The organism is Streptomyces sp. NPDC005955, assembly GCF_042871255.1.
Classification (GTDB): domain Bacteria; phylum Actinomycetota; class Actinomycetes; order Streptomycetales; family Streptomycetaceae; genus Streptomyces.
On sequence record NZ_JBIAIF010000009.1, the window covers coordinates 139,661 to 162,206 of the forward strand.

Consider the following 22,546-nt stretch of genomic DNA (forward strand, 5'->3'; position numbering starts at 1 on the left):
CGCCCCGCTCCGAAGGAGGCACGTCATGTCCACAGCACCCGCCGGGTCCGACCTCACCGCACAGCGGACCATGCGGGCCTTCCTCTCCGCCGCGCGCCTGCTGTCCGAACAACTCGGCAGGGAACTGCGCCGCGAGAGCGACGTGTCCCAGATCCACTACGAAGTCCTCGCCTGGCTCTCGGACGCGCCCGGACTCAGCCTCCCGATGACCGCTCTGGCGCGCCGCACCGGCGTCTCCACCAGCAGGCTCACCCATCTCGTGGACCGACTGGAGCAGCAGGGTCGGGTCGAGCGCCTCGCCAGCCCGGCCGACGGGCGCGTCCATCTGGCGCACCTCACCCCGGCCGGGCTGCGGGCCCTGGAGGACGCCGCCCCCTGGCACGCGGCCTGTGCGCGCACCCGGCTGCTGGACCACCTCAGCGACGAACAGCTCCGACAGCTGCACGCGATCAGCGAACAGTTGCAACACCACCTCACGGGGCACGGCACGCCGCACGTCGACCGCGAACGGGACCCGGTGTGACCACCACGACCACGGACGCTCCCCGTGCCCCACCGGCCACCACGACACCGTTGCTTCCCCCACCCCCTCCGCACCATCCCAGCCCCTGACGTCCCGAAGGAATCCCATGTCCCAGTCCAAGCCCAAGATCGCCGTCATCATCGGTGCCACCCGTCCCGGTCGGGTCGGCGGATCCGTCGCCGAGTGGGTGCACCGGATCGCCAGCACCCGTGACGACGCCGCGTTCGACCTCGTCGACCTCCGTGACGTCTCGTTGCCCTTCCTCGACGAAGCGCTGCCCCCGTCGCTCCAGCAGTACGAGAACGAGCACACCAAGCAGTGGGCGGCCACCGTCGACGGCTACGACGGGTACGTTTTCGTCACCCCCGAGTACAACCACTCCACCTCGGCCGTGCTGAAGAACGCCATCGACTTCCTCTACACCGAGTGGAACAACAAGGCCGCCGGATTCGTCGGCTACGGCAGCGCCGGCGGCTCCCGCGCCATCGAGCACCTGCGGCACATCATGGCCGAGGTCCAGGTGGCCACCGTCCGCAACCAGGTGATGCTCTCCCTGTTCAACGACTTCGAGGACTTCACCACCCTGGCTCCGCAGCCCCTCCAGACCGACGCCGTCCACGCGATGCTGGACCAGCTGATCGCCTGGAGCTCCGCGCTCGCCCCGCTGCGCACCAAGGGGGAGTGACCCCGAAGCACCCGGGGGACGGGGCCGCCCGCACCGCGGTCCCGTTCACCCCTGCTCACCGCCGCCCGGCGGCGGTGAGCTCAGCTGTTCGTCCAACTCGTCGAAGACCAGGCCCTCGCGCCCCGCGTACCCCGTGCGGTAGGCGACCCGGGCGACCAGATGCGCGGCCACCGGCCCGGTCAGCAACTGGAAGAACCCGACCAGCCCCAGCGTGCCGAGGTCGATGCCGCTGCGCAGCCGCAGCGCGACGCCCATCAGCACGAGCAGCATCCCGAGCGACTGCGGATTGGTCGCCGCATGGCTGCGGGAGAGCACGTCGGGCATCCGCACCATGCCGATGGCGCCGAGCAGACTGACCGCGGCGCCGAGGAACAGCAACACCGCACCCGTGGTGTCGGCGAGTTGGGCCCACGAACTCATCGCCCCTCCTCCCCGGCCCGCGGCAGGTCCGGCGCCCGGTCCCGTACCGCGATGAACCGGGCGATCCCCACCGAACCGGTGAACCCCAGGAAGGCCAGCACCAGCATCACCGGGAAGTAGAAGGCGTCCCGGGTCAGCGCCGACCGCATCGCGATCCCCGCGATCATCAGCGCCGCGCACACGTCGAGCGACATCGCCCGGTCCAGCATCGACGGCCCCCGCCACACCCGGTACAGCACCAGGGCCCCGGCGAGCAGGATCATCACCGCGGCGGCCACCAACAGGACCCGGTCGACCGTCTGCGCCGCGCTCACCGCGCCCCCCTCAGCTGCGGCGGGGGCTGTCGGACCCGGGCGATCTCGGTCCGGTCGCCGAACGCCCGCACCACGAGTTCCTCCATGTGCCACACGGCCCGCCGTGCCCGCTCCGGAGTGGCCGGGTCGTCGGCCTCCAGCACGTGCACGAACAAGGTGGCCTGCGAACGGTGCACCTCGACCACGGAGCCGTCGGGCACGTTGGAGACGGCCAGTGCCGTGGCGGTGAGCATCAGGTCACTGCGGCAACGCAACGGGACGGCCAGGACGGCCGCCCTGAAGGGCCGGTTGTCGAGCATCTGGTGGGAGACCTTCAGACCGGCCGTGTACATCTCCCACAACAGCCGGACCGTCAGCCGGGCGATGCCCACCGGATGCAGCCGCAGCCCGATGTTGACCAACGGCAGCGGGAACACCAGGCACACCGTCACCGCCACCACCACCCCGGTGACGGCGTTGGCGAGGCTGAGCGTGCCCCACAACAGCATCCAGACCACGGTCAGCCAGGTGATCAACGGCAGGTCGAGCACCCGTCGCCGGCGGCCCACCACCACACAGCTGTACGGGGGGAGTCCGGGTTCGCGGAACCGGAGCGAGATCACGGGGACGTCATCGGCCGAGCACCGCCTCGATGTAGGGGGAACGTTCCAGGAGTTCGGCCGCCGTCCGCTCGGTGAGGGTGGTGAACGGGTCACCCCACACCGTGTAGGCCAACGACAGCAGCACCAGCGCCACGGTCGCCCAGGTCATGCTGCGCGGCAGCCGGTCGGTGGTGGTCGTGATCGCCCGGCCGGAGAGCGTCGCGGTCACCGCCTGCCCCGCGGGCGCCGGCCGGCGCGCCGCCCCGCCGTCCTCCTCGGGGGCGTCGGCCCCGTCGTCTCCCGGGTCGGTCTCCTCCAACACCGTGCCCCGCGCCGGACGCCCGGGCGGAGCGGCCCGCCAGAAGGCGAGGTTCCACACCTTCGCCATGACGTACAGGGTCAGCAGACTGGTCAGGGAGGCGGCCGCCACCAGCGCGTACGCGAGGACCCCGGCGTCCGCCACGCCCGCCCTCAACAGTTGGAGCTTGCCGATGAACCCGGACATCGGCGGAATCCCCGCGAGGTTCAGCGCGGGCACCAGGAACAGCACGGCCAGCGCCGGCGCGGCCCGGGCGAGCCCCCCGACCCGGGTGAGCTCCGTGGTGCCCGTGCGCCGCTCGATCAACCCCGCCACCAGGAACAGCGCGGTCTGCACGGTGATGTGGTGGACGACGTACACGATCGCCCCGCCGAGCCCCGCCCGGCTGCCGATCCCGATACCGAAGATCATGTAGCCGATGTGGCTGATCAGGACGAAGGACAGCACCCGTTTCAGATCGGTCTGGGCGACCGCACCGAGCACCCCGATCACCAACGAGGCGAGCGCTGCCACCAACAGCAGGTCACCGAGCCGGTTGCCGGGGAACAGCAGCGTCTCCACCCGCAGCACGCAGTACACCCCGACCTTGGTGAGCAACCCCGCGAACACCGCGGTGACCGGGGCCGGGGTGGTCGGGTACGAGTCGGGCAGCCACGCCGCGAGCGGGAACACGGCCGCCTTCACGGCGAACACGGTCAGCAGCGTCGCCTCCAGCAGGGTCCGCACCCCGAGCGGCAGTTCGGCCAGCCGCACGGCCAACTGCCCCAGATTGACGGTGCCCGCCGCCGCGTAGGTCAACGCCACCGCGGTGAAGAACACCATCGACGAGACCAACGACACCAGGACGTAGGTCGCCCCCGCCCGCAGCCGCGCCGCCGTGCCACCGAGGGTCAACAGGACGAAGCTCGCCACCAGCATGATCTCGAACCCGACGTACAGGTTGACCAGGTCACCGGCGAGGAACGTGCAGGACACCCCGGCCACCAGCACCATGTACGCCGGGTGGTAGACGGCCAACGGGGACTGGTCTTCGCGGTCCGCCATGCCCTGCCCAATGGAGTACACCAGGACGCACAACGTCACCGCCGCCGAGACCGTCAGCATCAGCGCCGACAACCGGTCCGCGACCAGACTGATGCCGACCGGCGGAGCGAAGTCCCCCAGGTGCATCACGAGCGGACCGTCCCGGTCGGCCGCGACCAGCATCGCCAGCGACAGCGCCAGCACCGCCGTCAGCACGACCACGCCGACCACCCGCTGGGCACGCGGGAACCGGGTGCCGAGGGCCAGCTCGAACCCGGCGGCGAACAGCGGCAACAACACGGGCAGCGCGACCAACGCGTTCACGGGGCGACCTCCTCGGGGTCCTCGCCGAGGATGTCGTTCCACAGGTCACCCGAAGCGTCCCGGGCCCGGGCCTGGAGCGCCCGGTCCTCCCGCAGCACGCCCCGCAGCCGCCGGCGCTCCGAGCGGTACGCGTCCCGGTCGCCCTCCGGCCCCCGCCCCCGCGGCCCGTGCCGCTCCCGCAGCGCGGACCGCTGCTCCTGCACCTCGGCGCGCAGGGCGACCCGACGGTCCTCGATGTCGTCCATGACCTCGTCGGTCCCGTTGACCCGTTGACTGCGGTACGCCATCGCCAGCAGGAACGCGGTGGTGGCGAGCGTGATGACGATGGCCGTGAGCGCGATCGCCTGCGGCAGGGGGTCGCTGACCCGCGCCGGGTCCACCCGTGGGTAGAGCAGCGGCGCCGCACCCGCCGCACCGCTGGCGGTGAGCATCAGGACGTTGATCCCGTTGCTCAGGATCACCGCGCCGGTCAGGATGCGGGTCAGGGCCCGCATCAGCAGCAGGACGCCGCCGACCGCGCACAACAGGGCGCCGGTCACCAACAGGGTCAGACTGACCGTCACGGCCTCGCCCCCTTCGCCACCTCGTGCGCCGCCCGTTCGACCTGTTGGTCGACCCGGGCGCCGAGCGCCCGCACGATGTCCAGCACGACCCCGAGGACCAGCAGGTACACCCCGGTGTCGAAGAACACCGGGGTGCCGAGGTGGAAGTGGCCCAGGACGGGCAGGTGCCCGTCGTAGGAGAAGGGGTGGAGCACGGCGCCGTCGAACAGCCCGATGACGGCGACCGAGGTGGACAGCAGCAGACCCAGGCCCGTCAGCAGTCCCGGATGGCCCGGCGCGGCGTCGGCGAGTTCATGGCGTCCCCCCGCCAGGTAGCGCGCCATCATCGCGAGCCCCGCCACCAGCCCGGCGACGAACCCGCCGCCCGGCAGGTTCTCCGCACACAGCAACAGGTAGACGGAGAGCACGAGGATGGGGTGGAAGACCAGTCGGGCCACCACCTCGAAGACCACGGACCGGTACTCGGGGGCCAGGGTGCGCCCGGCGGCCAGCCAGGTCCGCTCGGGTGCGGTGTCCTCCGCCACCGGTCCCCGGGTGACGAAGTGGGAACCGTACGACCACGCGGTGGGTCCGGCGGGGGAGGCGGGCGCGAGGGGTTCCGGTGCCGTGCCGGGCACCGCCAGGGCCTCCGTGGCCTCCGCGGTGCCGGCCCTGCGGTGCAGGTAGATCAGGCTCGTGACGCCCACCGCGGCGACCGCGAGCACCGCCGACTCGCCCAGGGTGTCCCAGGCCCGGAACTCGACCAGCACCGTCGCCACCACGTCCTTCACGCCGTGCCCGGCGGTCGCCGTGACCAGCGCCGCACCGGCGGGCGGGGCGATCCGTGCCGCGGCCACCACCCACAGCGCGGTCGCCACGACCGCCGCGGCGACCAGCGCGAGCGGCACCCGCATCAGCAGCCGACGTCGGCTGATGGTCTCCTGGAAGTAGATCGGCATCCGACGCAGCACCAGCACGAACACCAGCAGGGAGACGGTCTCCACGCAGAGTTGGGTGAGGGCCAGGTCCGGGGCGCCGTGCACCACGAACAGCAGCGCGGTCCCGTACCCCGTCAGGCCCGCCAGCACCACGACCTTCATCCGGCGCTGCACCGGGAGGCACAACAGGGCCGCCGCACAGGTCAGCAGGGCGATCGCCCCCTGGACACCGGAGTCCCACAGCCGGGGCGGCGACGCCCCGACCCACGGTTCGTCCACGACGAGCACGGCGAGTTGACCGCCGAGCAGCACGCTCAACACGGTCGCCAGGTAGACCGAGACGGAGCCGCGCTGGAAGAAGCCGGTGACCTGGAGGGCGAGCCGTTCCAGGCCGAGCAGCCCGAGGCCGAACACCCGGTCGGCGGTGGGCCAGGCGATGCGCCGGGACAGTCGGGTCACCGGTTCGCGCAGCAGGAACAGCACGAGGCCGCCGACCCAGGCCACGGCCGACAGCACCAGGGCCGTCCCCGGGCCGTGCCACAACGCCAGCAGGTACGGATGCGCGGGTGCGGGGAAGGCCGACGCGTACGCGCCCAGCAGCCCGTTCCACCAGGACACCCCGGGTCCGAAGAGCAGACAGAGCAGGGCGAGCAACGCCGGGGGAGCGAGGAACGCCGCGCCCACCGGACGGACGGGAGTGTCGGCGAGTCCCGGCTTGCGGGCGAACGCACCCCACAGGAAGCGCAGGGTGTAGGCACAGGTCAGCGCGGAACCCGCGGTCGCCGCAGCCAGCGCCCAGCGGTCGGCCGGGCCGCCGTGCAGCAGCGCCTCGAAGGCCGCCTCCTTCGCGGCGAAGCCGAGCAACGGCGGCAGCGCCGCCATCGACGCGCCCGCGACCACCGCCGTCCCCGCGACCCAGGGCAGTGCGCGGCCCACTCCGGACAGCAACCGTAGGTCGCGGGTGCCGGTCGCGCGGTCGACGATGCCGGTGACGAGGAACAGCGGCGCCTTGAACAGCGCGTGCGCCAGCACGAGCACCGCGGCGGCCAGCGCGGCGTCCCGGTTGCCGGCACCGGCGAGCACGGTGAGGAAGCCGAGTTGGCTGACCGTTCCGTACGCCAGGACCAGCTTCAGGTCGCCGAGGCGCAGCGCCCGCCACCCGCCCAGCAGCATCGTCACCGAGCCGAGCACCAGCAGCATCGGCCGCCAGGGCGGGGTGTCGGCGAACGCGGGCGCCAGCCGCGCCACCAGGTACACGCCCGCCTTCACCATCGCCGCGGCGTGCAGATACGCACTGACGGGCGTCGGCGCCGCCATCGCGTTCGGCAACCACACGCTGAACGGCCAGATCGCCGACTTCGACAACGCCCCCAGCAGCACCAGGACCACCGCCACGGACAGCGTGGTGGAGGCGGCGGGCGGGTCCGCCAGCAGTTCCGAGATCCGGTACGTGCCCGCTTCCTGACCGATCATCAGGAAGCCGACCAGCATCGCCAGTCCGCCGAGCGTGGTCACCGTGAGCGCCTGGAGGGCGGACCGGCGGTTCTGCTTGCGTTCGCTGCCGTGGCCGATCAGCAGGTAGGAGAAGACGGTGGTCAGCTCCCAGAAGACGTACAGCACGACCAGGTCGTCCGCGAGGACCAGTCCGAGCATCGCACCGGCGAAGGCCAGCAGGTTGCCCGCGAACCGGCCGAGCAGCGGGGTCCGGTCGTCGAAGTAGCGCACGCAGTACAGCAGCACCAGCGCCCCCACCCCGGCGGCGAGCAGCACCATCAACAGGGCCAGTGCGTCCAGCCGCAGGGCGATCCACACGTCGTACGCCGGGAGCCACGCCAACGACCAGGACACCGCACCGCCGCGCGCGGCCGTGCCCCACTGCGTCGCGGCCCAGACCACGGTGACGACGGGGGGGACCGCCAGCACCAGGAAGGCCCGCGTCCCCAGCCGCCCGACGAGCGGGCCGGCGCACGCGGCGAGGAGGAAGTGGGCGAGGATCAGCGCCGCCATACGGCCCCGGGAGCCGAAGGGCCGCGCCGGGCGACGCGAGGGACATCACTCATGAAACATAGCTATAAGCCGCGGGCCCTTTTGGCGTTCCGGCACGCCGCAACAACCGGGAGCCCCGCCGAGGTGCCCTCCGGTGGCCCAGCGCACGGGCGGGCGGCGTGCTCGCGGTCCGCTTCCCTCGCCCGCCCGCGGTCAGTAACAGGCGAACAGGTCGTACACCGGCCAGGAGCTCCACCCCGAAACGGTTTCGGCGATGTCCTCCAGCATCTCCACGAACTCGGCGGCGGAGCAGTCCTCCGCCGGGCGGCTGTTGCCGAGCGCGGCGAGGGCGAGCCCGTCGTCCCGGATCAGCAGATGGGCCAGGGTGCCCACCATGAGGCCGCGGTGCCCCCAGGTCCGTAGCCGGCGCAGCCGCGGGGGATAGGGGCCCGGGACCAGTTCGTAGGTGGTGCGGATCTCCCAGGCGAGCCCGCGCGAGGCGTCGGCGGCGGACGGGGTGGTCATGGTGTGCAGCCCGGTCGGGGTCAACAGGTCGGCGACCGTCGACAACCCGTCGGTGCGCACCGCGAACCGCAGGAGGTCGACCACCGAGGCCACCCAACCGCCGTGCGCGTCCATCCGGCTGACGTTGAGTTCGTAGGGCTTGTTCGCGACGATGCGGTGACAGGGGTCAAAGGTGCCGGTGCCGTTCGGGTAGTACCGCACCTCGCCGGGTGCCCGGCCGAGACGTTCGTTCGCCGCGATGCGCATGTCGGCGATGCCGCACGGGTCGAGCACGGCGGCCCGGACGTAGGTCGCGTAGGGGTGCCCGCTGATCGCCTCGATGACGCGGCCCAGGACGCAGTACCCGAAGTTCGAGTAGTGCGCGGTGGTCCCGGGCTCGGCGGTCGGCGCCCGGTGGGTCAGCACCCAGTCGATGAGCTCGTCCTGGCTCATGCTGAGCCGCGGTCCGGCCGGGTCGTTCAGGAACATCACGTCGTCGTCCCCGCCGAGGTCCCAGCCGCTGGTGTGCTCCAGCAGGTGGCGGACGGTGATCTTGCGCAGCTTGCCCGCGTCGGGCGCCGCGGCGGGGATCGGGAACCGGGCGTCGAGGACGCCGTCGGCGCCGAACACCCGGTCGTCCAGATGGAGTCGGTCGTTCGCGATGAGGGTCATCACGGCGACGGCGGTGAGCGGCTTGGAGATGCTGGCGATGCGGTACAGGTGCTCGGGCTGCGCCGACACCGGGAGCCGCAGGGGCCCCGCCGGCCCGTGCGACAGCGCCTGGTCCGCCCATCCGTAGCCCTTGGCGAGGAAGAGCCGTTCGCCCCGGGCGATGCCCAGGGAGATGCCGGGCACGTGGCGGCGCCGCATGTAGTCCAGGACCCGGCGGTCGATCTCCGCTTCGGCCTCGCGGTGCCGGGACATCACCACCGACTGCCGGGACCGGTTCCACCAACACGAGAAGGTCCCGGTGTACTCCTTGGCCGCCCCCCACGTCACGCGGTCCTTGGTCGGGCTCACCCTGCGAGCGTCGCACGTCCGCTCCGCGCCTGCCATTCGTGGCCGGGGCGCCACCGTCGGGTCAGGAGGGTCAGGAGGGTCAGGAGGGTCAGGAGGGTCAGGTGGGGAGGCCGGGCGTGCCGTGCAGGACGAACCAGACGGCGCGCGCGGTCACCGCGCCCGCGTTCCGGAAGACGTGCGGCACGGTGGAGTCGAAGGCCACCGAGTCGCCCGCGCCGAGCAGGTACTCCTCCTCGCCGACCCGGACGGTCAGTTCCCCCTCGGTCACCACGCCGTACTCGTAGCCCTCGTGGCCCGCCGGGTGGTCGTCGGTGTCCGACGACCCGCCGGGTTGGTACACGATCTCCAGGAAGTCCACCAGGGTCTGCGAGGTCGTGGTCAGACGCTCCCAGCGGACGCCCCCGCCGAAGTCGACGGCCTGCCGGTCGGCCGCCCGTTGGACCTGTACCCGGTAGGAGGGCGGGAGCGTGCGCAACGAGCGGAACCCGTCGGGCGACGGGGCGCCCGGGGCGGGGGTCGGACCGGTGACGTCCGGTGAACCCGCGGGTAGGGGGCGGCCGTTGTCGGCCGGCCCTCGGGAGTCGGGCTCCCGCCGCAGCAGGAAGTCGGTGGACACGCCGAGTTCGTTGGCCAGGTTGTAGAGGACACCCACCGACGGCGCCGACTTGCCGAGTTCGATCTGGGAGAGCAGGCTCGCCGAACAGCCGATCTTCCGGGCGAGTCCGCGCACCGACTCGCCACGCGCCTGCCGCGCGGACCTGAGCCGTCCGCCGAGCGCCGCGGTGCCGGACGGAGGGGACGGCGGGGGCGTCGAGTGAGTCACGCCCGTCAGTCTAGACCGCACACCTGGTGTGTATAGAGAGACTGTACGAACATTCTCACCCCCTGAAGAGATGCCCTGTTGATGATCCACGGCGACTGGATGCGTGCAGTGACACTTGACAGTCCGGAGGGGTGATTCCTACGCTCACGGCACGTGAGGCACACCACACCCCTGCCTCCGTGACGGCACGCACCAGGGCAGCACAGGGGCTCGGGCGGTACAGAGGAGAACGTGGTGAAGCGCACCCTCATCCAGAACGCCAGCGTGATCAGCGTCGACCCGACCATCGGGAACCTCGACCGGGCGGACCTGCTCATCGAAGGCACCAAGATCGCCGCGGTCGGCCCCGGTCTCACCGCCGACGGCGCCGAGATCGTGGACGGCCGCGGGACCATCGTGATGCCGGGCATGATCGACACCCATCGCCACCTCTGGCAGACCGTCCTGCGCAACATCGCCGCGGACTGGACGCTCAGCCAGTACTTCGCCGGCGTCCGGGTGCAACTCGGCGGACACTTCCGTGCCCAGGACGTCTACGCGGGGAACCTGGCCGGAGCCTACGAAGCGCTGAACGCCGGGGTCACGACCGTTCTCGACTGGTCGCACAACATGAACACCCCCGAACACGCGGACGCCGCCGTGGCCGCGCTCAAGGAGACCCACGGCCGGTTCGTCATGTGCTACGGGAACGCCAACGACGAATGGCTCCCGGTCAGCGACAAACCGACGAACGCCGCCGACGCCCGACGGGTGCGCTCCGCACACTTCTCCTCGGACGAACAACTCGTCCAGATGGGCATGGCGCTGCGCGGGCCCCAGTACGCCACCCCGGACGTCACCCGGGACGACTGGGCGCTCGCCCGGGAACTCGGCGTCCTCATCTCGGTGCACGTGGGCGACGGCGCCTGGGGGCGGGACCGCCCGGTGGCCTGGCTCGCCGACAACGGGCTGCTGGGCCCCGACGTCGTCTGCGCGCACTGCAACTCGCTGGCGGACGACGAGTTCCAGATCATGGCCGACACCGGCTGTTCGGCGGCGATGACCCCCGAGATCGAGATGCAGATGGGCCACGGCTGGCCCGCCACCCGACGCCTCCTCGACGCGGGACTCGCCCCCACCCTGGGCATCGACATCGCCACCTGCAACAGCGGGCACCTCTTCCAGGTGATGCGCACGGTGCTCCTCGTGGAACGCGCCTTCGCACACGCCGGGGCCGCACGACGCGGGGAGGTGCTGGAGGAACAGCTTCCGCTGAACACCCGGGACGTCATCGAGTTCGCGACCATCAACGGGGCGAAGGCGCTGCGGCTCGACCACCGGATCGGATCGCTCACCCCCGGCAAGGACGCCGATGTCGTGCTGCTGCGCGCCGACGGCATCGAGATGGCCCCGATGAACAGCCCCGCCGGCGCCGTCGTCCTGGCCGGACACCCGGGGCTGGTCGACTCGGTGTGGGTCGCCGGACGACGGGTGAAGGCCGGGGGAAAGCTGGTCGGTGTCGACGAGAGCAGGGTCGTCGGCCTGGTCGACGGAGCCCGGGACCACGTACTGTCCCGGGCCGGCGTCGAACCGGGCGGACGTTTCCACCCCCCTCGGTACTGACCCGGGCGCCCCGGGCCGGGTGCCACACTGGCCCGGCCCGCGACCTCACCCCTGCGTCGGGGGCGTCCGGCCGGCGACGGTCACCTCGCACCGTCCGGCCGTGCACGACCGCCGCAGCCGTCCCCGCGAGACCGTCTGCACGAGGCCGACCGTCCAGCACATCGGGCAGCCGCGCAGGGCCAGCAGACCGACCGGGGCGAGCAGCAGGCTCCACGCCCCCGTGACGGGCAGCAGGAGCACCGACGCCGCCAGCGCACCGAATCCGACCAGGCCGCGGAGCAGGTGCACCGGAACGGACCGGCTGGCGAACGTGGGGGCGCCCGTCACGACGGGTCCCCCGGAACCGGACCCGCCGCGGCGAGGCGCTCCCGCAGGGTGCTGCGCGCCCGGTGCAGCCGGGACTTCATCGCGGCGGTCGACAGGCCCAGCGCCTCGGCGGTCCGCCGCCCGCTCTGCCCCTGGATGTCGCGCATGATCAGTACCCGGCGCTGCTCGGCGGGGAGCGCGAGGATCGCGTCCACCACCCACTGGGCCTCCAACCGCTCCAACACCTGGTCCTCCGCGGAGGGCAGGCCGGGATCGGGGGCGGGGGCGTCCGCCCGCCGGACCCGCGCCCGGACCCGGCGCAGGCACTCGTTGCGGACGACGCGGAACATCCAGGAGGCCAGTGCGCCGGAGGCCCGGAGCATGCCGATCTTCCGGTAGAGGACGATCAGGGCCTCCTGCGCCGCGTCCTCCGCGTCCTCCGGCGACGCGCACAGCGAGTGGGCGAAGCGCCGTACGTGCGGATGGGAGCCGGTGACCAGCTCGGCCGTGGCCCCGGCGTCCCCGCGCTGCGCGGCCAGGACCAGCCCTTCACCGGGCCAACTGCGGTCAGCCACGGGACCGCCCCCGTCGACGCAGGGCGTACACCGTGCACAGACAGACGAGCACGGCGGCGGTGACGATCGCACCGACGAGCATGGTTACCTCCAGGTGGGGTGTGCCCACCGGGTGGTCGGCACACCCATGAGAGCCACCGGAGCCGCGAAAGGATTCGCCCCGGCGGCGCCTTGCATCCCGGACGGTACGCGCCGCGGCCCGCGACCGGTCGCACCCGTGCGGGGCGCGCCCGGTCGCGGGCCGCGGTTCTGGTGCGTGCGCGGTCAGTCGCAGGTGACCTCGTCACGCGGCGTGTAGCGGGTGTGGAACGGCTCCCGCTTCACCTCCACGCCGTCGTTGCGGAAGATCCGCTCCACGGTGACGTCGAATCCCTCCAGCGGGGTCTGCGGCTGGCAGTCCTTCTCCGCGCCGGGCCGGGTGCCGGGCTCCTTGATGTTCGTCCGGGGTCCCTTGCTCGCCTCCACCGAGTCGTACTTCTTGGTGCCGAGGAAGGTCACCGTGATCGAGGTGTCGGTGGAACTCGTCAGGATGTGCAGGGCCTTGCCGGAGTCGTTGGCGAACTTGAGGTCCAGGCTGCCCCAGGCGACCGTGGCCTCCCGGCCCTCCGGGTAGCGCTCGATGTAGAAGGAGTGCGCGCCGTACTCCACGGGCTTGACCCCGGCGAAGAAGATGGCGTTGAACATCGCGGTGGCCACCGTCGACACGCCGCCGCCGGACGCCTTGGTGTACTTGTCGTTGAGGATGATGATCCCGTCGACGAACCCGTTCTCGGTCGTCCGCTCGCCCACGGTGTCGTTGAAGCTCCAGGTCTCGCCGGGCATGACCGTCGAGCCGTTGATGAGCTCCGCGGCCCGGCCGATGTTCTTCGTCCGGTACGCGGCCTTCTCGAAGTTCGCGGTGAACGACGACACCTTCTCCGTCAACCCGAGCTCGGGGAGCTTCGCACGGGTCAGCGTCGGCTGCTTCTTGACCGTGGCCACCTCGCCGGTGCGGGCGGCTCCCGACTCGGTCAGCAGCGGGACGACGGCCTTGCTCAGTGCCTCGGACGTGACCTTCTGGCCGGGGGTGCCGTCCGTCGCCACGGTGACCCGGTCGCCGTCCAGCCGCAGGGTCGCGTCCTTCGGCTCGGTCGTGACCGCGTCGACGGCGGCGACCACCGCCGGATCCTTGAACAGTGCCTCGCCGTCGAGCTCGGGCTGGAGCCGGTTCTTGCCGTCCGGGCGCATGCTGAGGTGTTTGCTCAGCGTGGCCGGGGTGAGGGTGATCCGTCCCTGGTCCGTGGTGAGGACGATCGGCGCGGACAGGGCGGGCCGGGCGAACTCGCGCATCGCGCGTTCCGTTTCGGCCGCGCTGACCCGCGGTGCGCTCTCGCGCACGGGCAGGGTGACGGTCTCGGGCTCCGGCGACAGGTAGGCGTCGCGCAGCAGGTCGACGGACTCGTCGACGTTCAGGGACAGCCCGGTACGGGCCGGCACGGCCTTCGGGGCCCCCTTGTCGAAGGTGACGGCGCCCTCACGCACCGTGCGGTCGTGCTTGTCCGCCAGGTCCTGCACGGCCTGACGGGTCCGGTCCTCGTCGATGCGCACCACCGGATCGACCGGACCGCCGTCCGACGCGAAGAGGTTGCCGATCACCGTGAACGGGCCCTTGCCCGACCTGGTGGCGTCGGCGGCGGTCTCCTCGGTGTCCACCCGGAAACCGGCCGCAGCCGGTGCCACGCGGTCGGTGCCGTCCCCGACGGTCACGTCGATCGGCGCCGTGGTGACCGCCCGGAGCTCCCGGTCGAGCTTCTGCCGGGCCTCGCCCTGCTCCAGCCCTCCGATGTCCACCCCCAGGACGCTCGTCCCGGTGGGCGCTTCCTCGGCCGTGAGCAGCAGTCCGGTGAGGTAGAGCGCGCCCGTTCCGAGCACGGCGGCGCCGCCCACGACGGCAGCGGGATGTATTCGGCGGCGCATGGAACTCCCCGGGGTGGCCGGCACGGAAACGGCCGGGACGCGGCCCGGCCGGTGCGATGGTACTCACGACCCTACCGTGCCAAATATAGTCAAATGGTAAATGGCTGGAAGGGGCCGCAGGCCGGCTGATGATCGACTACGCACCGACCGCCACCGCCACCGCCACCGCCACCGCCACCGCAACCGCGGGCCCGCCACCGCCTCCGCCGCTGTCGGGCCCGCCCCCGTCGAGCCGGCCCGGCTCCGGGGCGCCCGGTCCGCGGACCGGGCGCCCCAGAGGCCGCTCACTGGTGCGGGACCACCGCCACGGGGCAGCGGGCGTGGTGGAGGGCGGCATGGGCCACGGAACCGATGAGGCCACCGGTCGGGGTGTAGCGGGCCCGCCGGCCCACGACCAGGAGCTCCGCACCGGTCGCCGCGGCGAGCAGGACCTGCCCGGCGCTCCCGATCTCCACGTGTTCCACCACGGGCACCTCGGGGAAGCGGTCCCGCCACGGCGCGAGCACCTTCCGTAGTTCCTCGCGCTCCAGCGGCTCCAGGCCGCCCGCCTCATCGGTGCGGTGCAGGAACTCGCGGTTCAGCGCGTGCAGCGGCGGCAGGTTCCACGCCCGCACGGCCCGCACCGCGACACCCCGTGCAGCGGCGGCCCCGAAGGCGAAGCCGAGCGCCGGATCGCTGTCCCCGGCGGTGCCCTGCTGACCGACGACGACCTCCCCGTCCGGGCGGGGGCCGTCCTCGGCGGCCCGCACCGAGACCACGGGCCGGGTCGTGTCGGAGATCACCCGCTGACCGTGCGATCCGAGCAGGAACCCGAGGACCGGACCCTGGGCCCGGGACCCGAGCACCAGCATCTCGGAGTCACGGGCCGCGGCGAGCAGCGCCACGACCGGCGCTTCGGAGAGCACCTCGGTGGTGACGGACAGTTCCGGGTGCCCGTCCGCGGCCCGTGCACCCGCCTCGGAGACCACCTGCGCGGCGGCCCGGTCCAGTGCGTCGTCCCCCTCGACCACGGGGAAGTCGCGGGGCTCCCACCACGGCGCGTGGACGATCCGGAGCGGAAGCCGCCGCAGGGACGCCTCCCGGGCCGCCCAGTCGACGGCGGCTCCACTCGCCGGTGAGCCGTCGACCCCGACAGCGATAGCGCGGGTCATCTGCCATGCCTCCTCGTGACGCGACGGAGCGGCAACGCTACCGCTCCGTGCCCCAGCCTTCCCCACCTGCCGGAGCCGGGGCAGGGCCGATCGTCCCGAGAACGGTGCCCGCCTTCGTGTCAGGCCCTCGCGGGCGTCGGCGGTACCCGTCTCCGTGAGCGAGCCGATCCGGACCGGCCCCGGGCGGTCACGACGCGCTGACGGCAGGGCAGATCGGGGCCCACCCGGACCGGTTCGCCTCTGCCGGGCCCTCGCCGGGGCCGTCGCACCGGGGCCCGGCGCCCCCTCTAGGGTGCGGGCATGACCTCACAGACCTATCTGTCCGAGCTGTTCTCGCTGGACGGCCGAGTGGCCGTGGTCACCGGCGGCAGCTCGGGGATCGGCCGGGCCGTCGCGGGTGCACTGGCCCGGGCCGGAGCGGGCGTGGTGATCGTGGCCCGGGGCGAGCAGGAACTCGTGGCGACGACGGACGAGTTGACGGCGGCCGGCTGCCGAGCGGCCTGGGTCAGCGCCGACCTCAGCACCAGGGACGGGGTGCGCGCCGCGGCGGAGCAGGCGGCCGCGGCCTTCGGCGAGCCCGACATCCTCGTCAACAGCGCCGGGATCAACCTGCGCCCGCCGATGGGGGAACTGGGCGAGGACGTCTGGGACACCACGATGGCGGTGAACCTGGAAGCCCCGTTCCTGCTCGGCCAGCGCTTCGGGCCCGGCATGGCGGCCCGGGGGTTCGGCCGGATCATCCACATCAGCTCGCAACAGGCGCACCGGGCGTTCGTCGACAGCGGTGCCTACGGGGTGTCCAAGGGAGCCCTGGAGTCCCTCGCCCGGTCCCAGGCCGAGGCGTGGTCACCGCACGGCGTCACCTGCAACACCCTGGTCCCGGGCTTCGTGATGACCCCCCTGAACCAACGGCTGTCGTCCGATCCGGAGAAAGTGGCGGCCCTAGCGTCCCGCACCCTGACCGGGCGCAACGGGGTCGCCGAGGACTTCGCGGGCGCGGCCGTGTTCCTGGCGAGCTCGGCCTCCGGTTACGTCACCGGCCAGTCGATCTTCGTGGACGGCGGCTTCTCCGTGCACTGAGCACCACGGGGCCGATCGCGGACGCCGTCGGACCTCAAGCGGACGGAAGGGGAACCGTAAGCGCCCCGCGGCAGGGTGTGGTCCGACCACAGCGCGCCCAGCCGTTCGGAGGGAACAGACCGATGCCCCGCACCGAGTACGAGATCGTCCGTGAAGTGGCCGCCGGCCGGGAGGACGTGTACGCGGCCTGGACCGAAACGGAACGCTTCGCCCGGTGGTTCGGGCCCCGGATGCTGACCACCCCGGTCGAGCGGGTGTCGCTCGACGTGCGACCGGGCGGACGGTGGCGGGCCGTCCTGGTCGGTGAGGAGGGCTTCGAGGCCGTCCTGCGGGGGCGCTACCGCCAGGTGGACGCCCCCGCCCGACTGGTGTTCACCACCGGTGACCCGGACCACCCCGATGGGGAACCCGCGTTCCTCGCGACCCTCACCCTGGAGGGGCGCGGTGCCCGGACCCTGATGCGGTTCCACCAGCACGGGGTCAACACCGATGCCGAACACGTCGCACGGGTCCGGGCGGGCTGGCTGGAGTTCTTCGACCGGCTCGACGAGTACCTGTCCGTTCAGACGGTCGCCGGATCGATCGGGGCTCCGGCGGGGGAGGGGTCGGACGCCGGCCACCGGGACGCCAGGTCCTCGAACGTCAGCCCCCGCCCACGGACGTAGGCGGCGTCGAACGCCTCCCCGCCCAACGCTGCCCCGGCCCGCTTCCCGGCCCGCTCGACGCCCTGCTGCTCGCGTGCCGTGGCGGGAGTGGCGTGCGTGCGGCGGGCCTCGGCCGCGACGCCGAGGAACAGGGCGGCCCGCTCGGGCGGGGCCAGACCTGCCGCCACCTCCACGGCAGTGGCGGTCGTCCGGGGGTCACCGACCGCGAGGGCGGCGGTGAACGACCGGCGCAGCACCGGCAGCGCGAGGTCGGGGTGCCCGCGCCCCTCGTGCAGCTGCCCCAGCTCCAGCAGGGTGCTCGGCAGGAACAGCGGGGGCTCGCCGTCGTCCGGGACCCCGTCGAGTAAGTGCCGCAACTGCCCCTCGGCGACGTCCAGCAACCCGGCGCGGCGCGCGGCGAAGGCGTACCCCATGCGCGCGAACACCTCCCCCTCCCGGTAGCCCCGCTCCCCGGCCAGCCGCAGGGCCCGCCCCGCGTACTCCATGGCCCGGTCGTACGCACCGTCCTCCATGGCCAGCCACCCGAGCCAGGCGAGGCGACGCACCACGTCCGGCCACAGCCCCAGGTCCTCCGCGGTCCGCAGGTCCGCCGCGAACAACTCGGCGGCGCGGGCGTGGTCACCCAGGTTCTCCGCTAGTCCGGCCCGCCACTCGCCGGCCTGGATGGCTCCCCAGCCGTCCCCGAGCCGGGCGAACAGCGCGGCGCTCTCCTCGCTGGTCCGCGCCAACGCGGCCGGGTCGCGGACGGTGTAGGCGTCGCGGGCCTGTCTGCTCAGTGCCACCGCCGTGCCCCAGTCGTCGCCGAGCGCACGACAGGTCACGAGCGCCGCGTCCACCAGGGCCCTGGCCGACGGCAGGTCCGCGGGGCCCAGCGACAGGAACAACCGGGCCCGGGCCCGGGCGAGCGGATCGTGGATCTCCTCGGCGACCGCCGGATCACCCCCCTCGCCCAACAGCAGGCCGAACCCCTCGTACCAGGCCCGGGCACGTGCCCGTTCCTCCCCGTCACCGACCGGGGCGCCGTCGGCTTCCTCCTGCGCCCGGGCGAGCGCCGTGCGCAGCCACTGGCGGGCCTCTGACAGGCGTCCCCGCAGGAACCAGAACCAGCACAGCGAGTTGACCAGCCGCAGCGACTGACCGGAGGGCGCCGTCGTCAGGGCCGCCCGCAGGTTCGCCGACTCGGCGGTGAGACGGGCCAACCAACGGCCCTGTTCCGGGCCCCGCAGACGGGTGTCCGCCTCGGCGGCGAGGGCGGTGTAGTGCGCACGGTGAGCCCGTTGGACCCGGTCCGTCTCGCCCGCGTCCGTCAGCCGGTGCAGACAGTAGGCGACGACCGACTCCAACATCCGGTAGCGCGGTCCCGCCGGCCCGTCCACGACCGTCACCAGACAACGGTCGACCAGCCGTGCCACCGTGTCCAGGACGTCCACCCCGGGCTCGGCGCAGACCGCCTCGGCGGCCGTCAGGGTGCATCCGTCGGCCTGCACGGCCAGCCGCCGCAGGACCAGGCGTTCCTCATCGGTGAGCAGGTTCCAGCTCCAGTCGATGACCGCCACCAGGGTCTGTTGGCGCGGCGGCGCGCCCCGGTGGACACCGGCCAGCAGCCGGAAGCGGTCGTCGAGCCGGGCGACGAGCTCTTCGACCCCGAGGGCCCGCACCCGGGTCGCGGCGAGCTCCAACGCGAGCGGGATGCCGTCCAGCCGCCGACACAGTTGGGCGACCGTCGCCGCGTTCGACGGGTCGAGGGCGAACTCCCGGGCGCCGGCCCGGGCCCGGGCGAGGAACAGCCGCACGGCATCGGACCGCGCCACGTCGTCGAGCCCCGCACCCTCCGGCAGCGACAGCGGCGGCACCTGCCACAGCACCTCGCCGGGCAGTCCCAACGGCTCGCGGCTGGTCGCCAGGACCCGCAGCCCGGGTACGGAGCGCAGCAGGTCGGCGACGAGTGCGGCGGCGGGCTCCACCACGTGCTCACAGTTGTCGAGCACCAACAGCGGCGCCCGGCCGGCGAGCGCGGCGACCAACTGGTCACGGGGGTGACCGGGACCCTCCCGGACGTCCAGGGCGACGAGCACCGCCTCGGCCAGGGACGTGGTGCGTCGGTCCAGGGCGGCGAGTTCGATCAGCCACACCCCGTCGGGACGGTCCGCCACCAGCCGCCCGGCCACCTCCAGGGCCAGCCGGGTCTTGCCGACCCCGCCGGAGCCAGTGAGGGTCATCAACCGGTGGGCGGTCAGTGCCCCGGTGAGCTCGGCGACGGCCGTGTCCCGTCCGATCAGTTCGCTCACCGACGCCGGCAGGTTCGTCGCCGGCCGGCCCGCGGGCGGTGCGGCCAGCGCGGGGTCCTGACGCAGCATCCGCCGGTACAACCCGGCGAGCTCGGGCGACGGGTCGAGCCCCGACTCGTCGGCGAGTACGGTGCGCAACTCCGTGTAGGAGGCGAGGGCCTCGCTCTGCCGCCCCGCCCGGTACAACGCCGTCATGTGCACCCCGCGCAACCGTTCCCGCAGCGGATGGTCCGCCACCAGCGCGGCCACGTCGACCGGTTCCCCCGTCGCGAGCCGCTGCTCGGCGAGGTCCTCCGTCGAGGTGAGGCGGGCCTCCTCCAGCCGTGCGACGACCGGGCCCAGGAACGGCAGGTCGACGAAGTCCGCGTAGGCGGCCCCCCGCCACAGCGCCAACGCCTCGGCGGGGCGGCCCGCAGCCACCAGCGTGGTGAAGCGGTGCGCGTCGACCGCGTCGGCCGCCACCACCAGCGCATAACCCGGAGCCTGGGAGACCACCAGCTCACGGGCGCCCGGCTCGGCCTCCTCCAACGCGCGGCGCAGTTGCGAGACCCGTACCTGGAGGGCCGCCGCCGGCTTCGCGGGCGGGGCGTCGCCCCAGAGGTCGTCGATCAACCGGTCGACGGACACCACCCGGCCCTCGTGCGCGAGCAGGGCGGCGAGCAGCGCCCGCACCTTCAGCCCGGGGATCCGGACGGGCGTCCCCCCGTCCGTCAGCACGAGCAGCGGGCCCAGTACACCGAATCGCATACGGGTGACCCTAGAGGGTCGTCATCGGCGCACCGCGCACGGGCCGGCACCCCCGCCCCTGACCCGGTCCGGACTCGGACCGGGTCCCGGCGAACGAGGAGATCACCGCCGTACCGCCCTGCCGCGGGCCCGGGGTCCACCGCACGGCCGAGCCGCCGGAGCTCCGGCTCCCGTCCGACGAACCCGCGCGGACGAGAGGGCAGTTGACGCGGCACCGGCACCACCTCAAGGCTCGCAGCGGGTGCGGCGGCCGGCCTCGGGTCGGTCCCCGGTTCCCGGGCGGGCCGCCGGCTCCTCGGGGGCCTGTCCGTCCACCGGGCCGCCGAACCGTTGCTCCGGCGCCGATCGGTCGTTTCGGGCCACTGGACTCCGGTCCGGACCGCGTCCCCCGCCCCGTCACTCGGGGAACTCACATCCCATCCGGCACGACTACCTCAGCGACCACGACACCACCATCGGACGGCGTCACCGGACGACGTCCAGGCCACGGAGGTTCCGGTGACCCGGATCAAACGCAGGAGCGCACTCGCGACGGCCGCCGGGGCCGCCCTCGGCGCGGGCATCGCCGCAGCGGGTCCGGCCGCGGCGGCCACGGGCACCCGCACCGCTGTCCCGGACGCACCGCGCGGCGCCGCGGACCCGCTGCGCGTGGACATCGTCCTGTTCGACGGGGTCGAGGAACTCGACGTGTTCGGCCCCTACGAAGTGTTCGCGGGCGCCGCCGCGATGGGGCACCCGGTGCGCGTGCGACTGGTGACCGGCGGCGCGGCGGCCCGGGTCACCCTCGCCTTCGGCACCCAGGTGCAGGTCGCCCAGGAGTGGGACCCCGAGGGGACGGACGTGATCGTGGTGCCCGGCGGCGGCTTCCGGGACCGCAACAGACCCGGGATCTGGCCGGAGATCCGCCGCGGGGTCCTCACCCGCCGACTGCGCGAGGCGGCCCGCCGCGGCCCGACGCTCCTGGGCGTCTGCACGGGCGTGGTGCTGCTGCACGCCGCCGGACTCGTCGGCACCCGGCCGTGCACCACGCACACCGGCGCCCGACAGCACCTGAGGGACGAGGGGTGCGACGTCCGCAACGTGCGGGTCGTCGACGACGGCGACCTCGTCTCGGCGGGCGGCGTCAGCTCCGGCATCGACGGCGCGATCCACCTGCTGGCCCGCGACGTCAGCCCCAAGGCGGCGACGGACGTGGAGTACCTGTTGGAGTTCGAACAGCGGGGCACCCCCCTGCGCACCGGGGTGCGCTCCGACTGACCCGCCCGCTGCCGGGACGGCCCCGAGGGCCCCGCGGTCACTTCCGCAGGGTCTCGGCGTCCCCCATCACCACGACCGGGTGCAACGCCGGGTCGAGCCGGCGCAACAGCTCCCGCATCCGTCCGCGGGGCAACGACACACAGCCCTTGGTCGGCCCGCCGTGGTCGACGTGCAGCCAGATGCCACTGCCCTTGCCGAGACCGAGCGGGCGGGTCTTGTCCAGCGGCGAGGTACCGGGCACCCGGTTGTAGTCGATGGCGAGGACGTAGTCGAAGGAGCCCTCCAACGACTCGTCCAGATAGCCCGTGCCGGAGTCGCCGAACTGCTCGTCCTGGTCGTACGGGAGCTTCGTCCCCGGGTCGGGCAGCAGCCCGCCCGCGTCGCCGAGCCCGAACACGCCGACCGGGGTGCGCAGATCGCCCGCCCGGTGGTCGTCCGTCCAGCCGCGCAGCGCGTTGTGCGCGGGCCAGGGACCGGCCGCCGGCCGCCAGACGCCGTGCGCGTCCCGCTGGTGCAGGGCCGCCGTGCTCGCGCTGGAGTCCCGCCCGGCGCCGGTCACCACCAGGGCCTGCCGTGCCTTCGCCGGCACCCGGGCCCCGGTGCGCGGCCCGAGCCCGGGCAGCACCGCCGCTGCCGCAGTGGCCGCCGGCCCCGGCCGTCCCGCGACCGGTGGGCCGGCCGAACCCCGTGCACCGGCCCGCGGCGACGCGTCCTTGTCCCCGCTCACCGCCCCCTCACCGGCCGCCCGCCCGCTCGTCGCTCCCTCGACGGGCTGCCGGGCGGTGCCGGAACACCCGGTGAGCAACAGCGCGGCACAGGAGGCGGCGGCCAGCAGCCCCCGGGCGGTGCGGGTCCTGGACGGGCGGAAGCGGACGGAGCTCGCGGACACGACGGAACCTCTCGATCACGGGGCCGAC

The 22,546-nt window shown here is 73.2% G+C and carries 20 protein-coding genes; 6 read left to right on the forward strand and 14 right to left on the reverse strand.

The window, feature by feature from the left end:
- Nucleotides 1–25 precede the first annotated feature (25 nt).
- Both ACFYOU_RS22165 and ACFYOU_RS22170 read left to right on the forward strand, forming a co-directional pair.
- The gene (locus ACFYOU_RS22165; RefSeq protein ID WP_391307848.1) at nucleotides 26–523 is read left to right on the forward strand and encodes a MarR family transcriptional regulator; all 498 of its coding nucleotides are present in this window, start codon (nucleotides 26–28) and stop codon (nucleotides 521–523) included.
- Nucleotides 524–629: 106 nt separating this feature from the next.
- The gene (locus tag ACFYOU_RS22170) at nucleotides 630–1,208 is read left to right on the forward strand and encodes an NAD(P)H-dependent oxidoreductase (protein ID WP_391307849.1); all 579 of its coding nucleotides are present in this window, start codon (nucleotides 630–632) and stop codon (nucleotides 1,206–1,208) included.
- Nucleotides 1,209–1,253: 45 nt separating this feature from the next.
- On the opposite strand, the gene mnhG is transcribed toward ACFYOU_RS22170, so the two are convergent.
- From mnhG to ACFYOU_RS22210, 8 genes are all read right to left on the reverse strand, one after another.
- Entirely contained in the window at nucleotides 1,254–1,628 is a 375-nt protein-coding gene (mnhG, locus tag ACFYOU_RS22175) for a monovalent cation/H(+) antiporter subunit G (RefSeq protein WP_389769724.1), read from the reverse strand.
- A complete protein-coding gene (locus ACFYOU_RS22180; RefSeq protein WP_391307851.1) occupies nucleotides 1,625–1,942 on the reverse strand; it encodes a monovalent cation/H+ antiporter complex subunit F in 318 nt (105 codons plus the stop codon). The genes mnhG and ACFYOU_RS22180 overlap by 4 nt, the downstream gene beginning before the upstream one ends.
- Nucleotides 1,939–2,544 (reverse strand): Na+/H+ antiporter subunit E, encoded by a 606-nt coding sequence (locus tag ACFYOU_RS22185; RefSeq protein ID WP_385754660.1) that lies wholly within the window; start codon nucleotides 2,542–2,544, stop codon nucleotides 1,939–1,941. The genes ACFYOU_RS22180 and ACFYOU_RS22185 overlap by 4 nt, the downstream gene beginning before the upstream one ends.
- 7 nt (nucleotides 2,545–2,551) lie before the next feature.
- The gene (locus tag ACFYOU_RS22190; RefSeq protein ID WP_391307853.1) at nucleotides 2,552–4,189 is read right to left on the reverse strand and encodes a Na+/H+ antiporter subunit D; all 1,638 of its coding nucleotides are present in this window, start codon (nucleotides 4,187–4,189) and stop codon (nucleotides 2,552–2,554) included.
- On the reverse strand, nucleotides 4,186–4,752 hold the full coding sequence (locus ACFYOU_RS22195) for a Na(+)/H(+) antiporter subunit C (RefSeq protein WP_387010834.1): 567 nt from the start codon (nucleotides 4,750–4,752) through the stop codon (nucleotides 4,186–4,188). The genes ACFYOU_RS22190 and ACFYOU_RS22195 overlap by 4 nt, the downstream gene beginning before the upstream one ends.
- Nucleotides 4,749–7,676: a Na+/H+ antiporter subunit A gene (locus ACFYOU_RS22200; protein WP_391307855.1), complete on the reverse strand. Its 2,928-nt coding sequence runs from the start codon at nucleotides 7,674–7,676 to the stop codon at nucleotides 4,749–4,751. The genes ACFYOU_RS22195 and ACFYOU_RS22200 overlap by 4 nt, the downstream gene beginning before the upstream one ends.
- A gap of 192 nt (nucleotides 7,677–7,868) precedes the next feature.
- Nucleotides 7,869–9,179 carry a serine hydrolase gene (locus tag ACFYOU_RS22205; RefSeq protein ID WP_391307857.1) on the reverse strand — a complete coding sequence of 437 codons (1,311 nt, stop codon included), beginning with the start codon at nucleotides 9,177–9,179 and terminating at the stop codon, nucleotides 7,869–7,871.
- A gap of 97 nt (nucleotides 9,180–9,276) precedes the next feature.
- Entirely contained in the window at nucleotides 9,277–10,002 is a 726-nt protein-coding gene (locus tag ACFYOU_RS22210; protein WP_391307859.1) for a cupin domain-containing protein, read from the reverse strand.
- Between the two features lie 234 nt (nucleotides 10,003–10,236).
- Here ACFYOU_RS22210 and ACFYOU_RS22215 point away from each other — a divergent pair, with 234 nt between their 5' ends.
- A complete protein-coding gene (locus ACFYOU_RS22215) occupies nucleotides 10,237–11,604 on the forward strand; it encodes an amidohydrolase family protein (RefSeq protein ID WP_391307861.1) in 1,368 nt (455 codons plus the stop codon).
- A gap of 45 nt (nucleotides 11,605–11,649) precedes the next feature.
- Here the strand turns inward: ACFYOU_RS22215 and ACFYOU_RS22220 are convergent, their stop codons facing one another.
- From ACFYOU_RS22220 to ACFYOU_RS22235, 4 genes are all read right to left on the reverse strand, one after another.
- Entirely contained in the window at nucleotides 11,650–11,931 is a 282-nt protein-coding gene (locus ACFYOU_RS22220; protein WP_387010839.1) for a hypothetical protein, read from the reverse strand.
- Nucleotides 11,928–12,485 carry an RNA polymerase sigma factor gene (locus ACFYOU_RS22225; protein WP_389769703.1) on the reverse strand — a complete coding sequence of 186 codons (558 nt, stop codon included), beginning with the start codon at nucleotides 12,483–12,485 and terminating at the stop codon, nucleotides 11,928–11,930. Before ACFYOU_RS22225 ends, ACFYOU_RS22220 begins: the two co-directional genes overlap by 4 nt.
- A gap of 264 nt (nucleotides 12,486–12,749) precedes the next feature.
- Complete coding sequence (locus ACFYOU_RS22230) at nucleotides 12,750–14,441, reverse strand: VanW family protein (RefSeq protein ID WP_391307863.1); 1,692 nt, start codon at nucleotides 14,439–14,441, stop codon at nucleotides 12,750–12,752.
- Between the two features lie 284 nt (nucleotides 14,442–14,725).
- Nucleotides 14,726–15,592, reverse strand: coding sequence for a universal stress protein (locus tag ACFYOU_RS22235; protein WP_391307865.1), 867 nt, complete (start codon nucleotides 15,590–15,592; stop codon nucleotides 14,726–14,728).
- A gap of 300 nt (nucleotides 15,593–15,892) precedes the next feature.
- On the opposite strand from ACFYOU_RS22235, the gene ACFYOU_RS22240 reads away from it, so the two are divergent.
- Both ACFYOU_RS22240 and ACFYOU_RS22245 read left to right on the forward strand, forming a co-directional pair.
- Nucleotides 15,893–16,672, forward strand: coding sequence for an SDR family oxidoreductase (locus ACFYOU_RS22240; RefSeq protein WP_391307867.1), 780 nt, complete (start codon nucleotides 15,893–15,895; stop codon nucleotides 16,670–16,672).
- A gap of 122 nt (nucleotides 16,673–16,794) precedes the next feature.
- Complete coding sequence (locus ACFYOU_RS22245; protein WP_391307868.1) at nucleotides 16,795–17,337, forward strand: SRPBCC domain-containing protein; 543 nt, start codon at nucleotides 16,795–16,797, stop codon at nucleotides 17,335–17,337.
- Here ACFYOU_RS22245 and ACFYOU_RS22250 read toward each other — a convergent pair.
- Nucleotides 17,235–20,372 (reverse strand): BTAD domain-containing putative transcriptional regulator, encoded by a 3,138-nt coding sequence (locus tag ACFYOU_RS22250; RefSeq protein ID WP_391307870.1) that lies wholly within the window; start codon nucleotides 20,370–20,372, stop codon nucleotides 17,235–17,237. The two genes, ACFYOU_RS22245 and ACFYOU_RS22250, sit on opposite strands and share 103 nt — an antisense overlap.
- A gap of 498 nt (nucleotides 20,373–20,870) precedes the next feature.
- On the opposite strand from ACFYOU_RS22250, the gene ACFYOU_RS22255 reads away from it, so the two are divergent.
- Nucleotides 20,871–21,629 (forward strand): DJ-1/PfpI family protein, encoded by a 759-nt coding sequence (locus tag ACFYOU_RS22255; RefSeq protein ID WP_391307872.1) that lies wholly within the window; start codon nucleotides 20,871–20,873, stop codon nucleotides 21,627–21,629.
- A 37-nt stretch (nucleotides 21,630–21,666) separates the two neighbouring features.
- Here the strand turns inward: ACFYOU_RS22255 and ACFYOU_RS22260 are convergent, their stop codons facing one another.
- Nucleotides 21,667–22,518: a L,D-transpeptidase family protein gene (locus ACFYOU_RS22260; protein ID WP_391307874.1), complete on the reverse strand. Its 852-nt coding sequence runs from the start codon at nucleotides 22,516–22,518 to the stop codon at nucleotides 21,667–21,669.
- Nucleotides 22,519–22,546 lie beyond the last annotated feature (28 nt).

What these genes read in the sequence shown, in the direction of transcription:
- ACFYOU_RS22250 (WP_391307870.1), bottom strand. Translation starts at nt 20,372, where the DNA reads ATGCGATTCGGTGTACTGGGCCCGCTGCTCGTGCTGACGGACGGGGGG.
- ACFYOU_RS22170 (WP_391307849.1), top strand. Translation starts at nt 630, where the DNA reads ATGTCCCAGTCCAAGCCCAAGATCGCCGTCATCATCGGTGCCACCCGT.
- ACFYOU_RS22200 (WP_391307855.1), bottom strand. Translation starts at nt 7,676, where the DNA reads ATGGCGGCGCTGATCCTCGCCCACTTCCTCCTCGCCGCGTGCGCCGGC.
- mnhG (WP_389769724.1), bottom strand. Translation starts at nt 1,628, where the DNA reads ATGAGTTCGTGGGCCCAACTCGCCGACACCACGGGTGCGGTGTTGCTG.
- ACFYOU_RS22245 (WP_391307868.1), top strand. Translation starts at nt 16,795, where the DNA reads ATGCCCCGCACCGAGTACGAGATCGTCCGTGAAGTGGCCGCCGGCCGG.
- ACFYOU_RS22240 (WP_391307867.1), top strand. Translation starts at nt 15,893, where the DNA reads ATGACCTCACAGACCTATCTGTCCGAGCTGTTCTCGCTGGACGGCCGA.
- ACFYOU_RS22230 (WP_391307863.1), bottom strand. Translation starts at nt 14,441, where the DNA reads ATGCGCCGCCGAATACATCCCGCTGCCGTCGTGGGCGGCGCCGCCGTG.
- ACFYOU_RS22235 (WP_391307865.1), bottom strand. Translation starts at nt 15,592, where the DNA reads ATGACCCGCGCTATCGCTGTCGGGGTCGACGGCTCACCGGCGAGTGGA.
- ACFYOU_RS22165 (WP_391307848.1), top strand. Translation starts at nt 26, where the DNA reads ATGTCCACAGCACCCGCCGGGTCCGACCTCACCGCACAGCGGACCATG.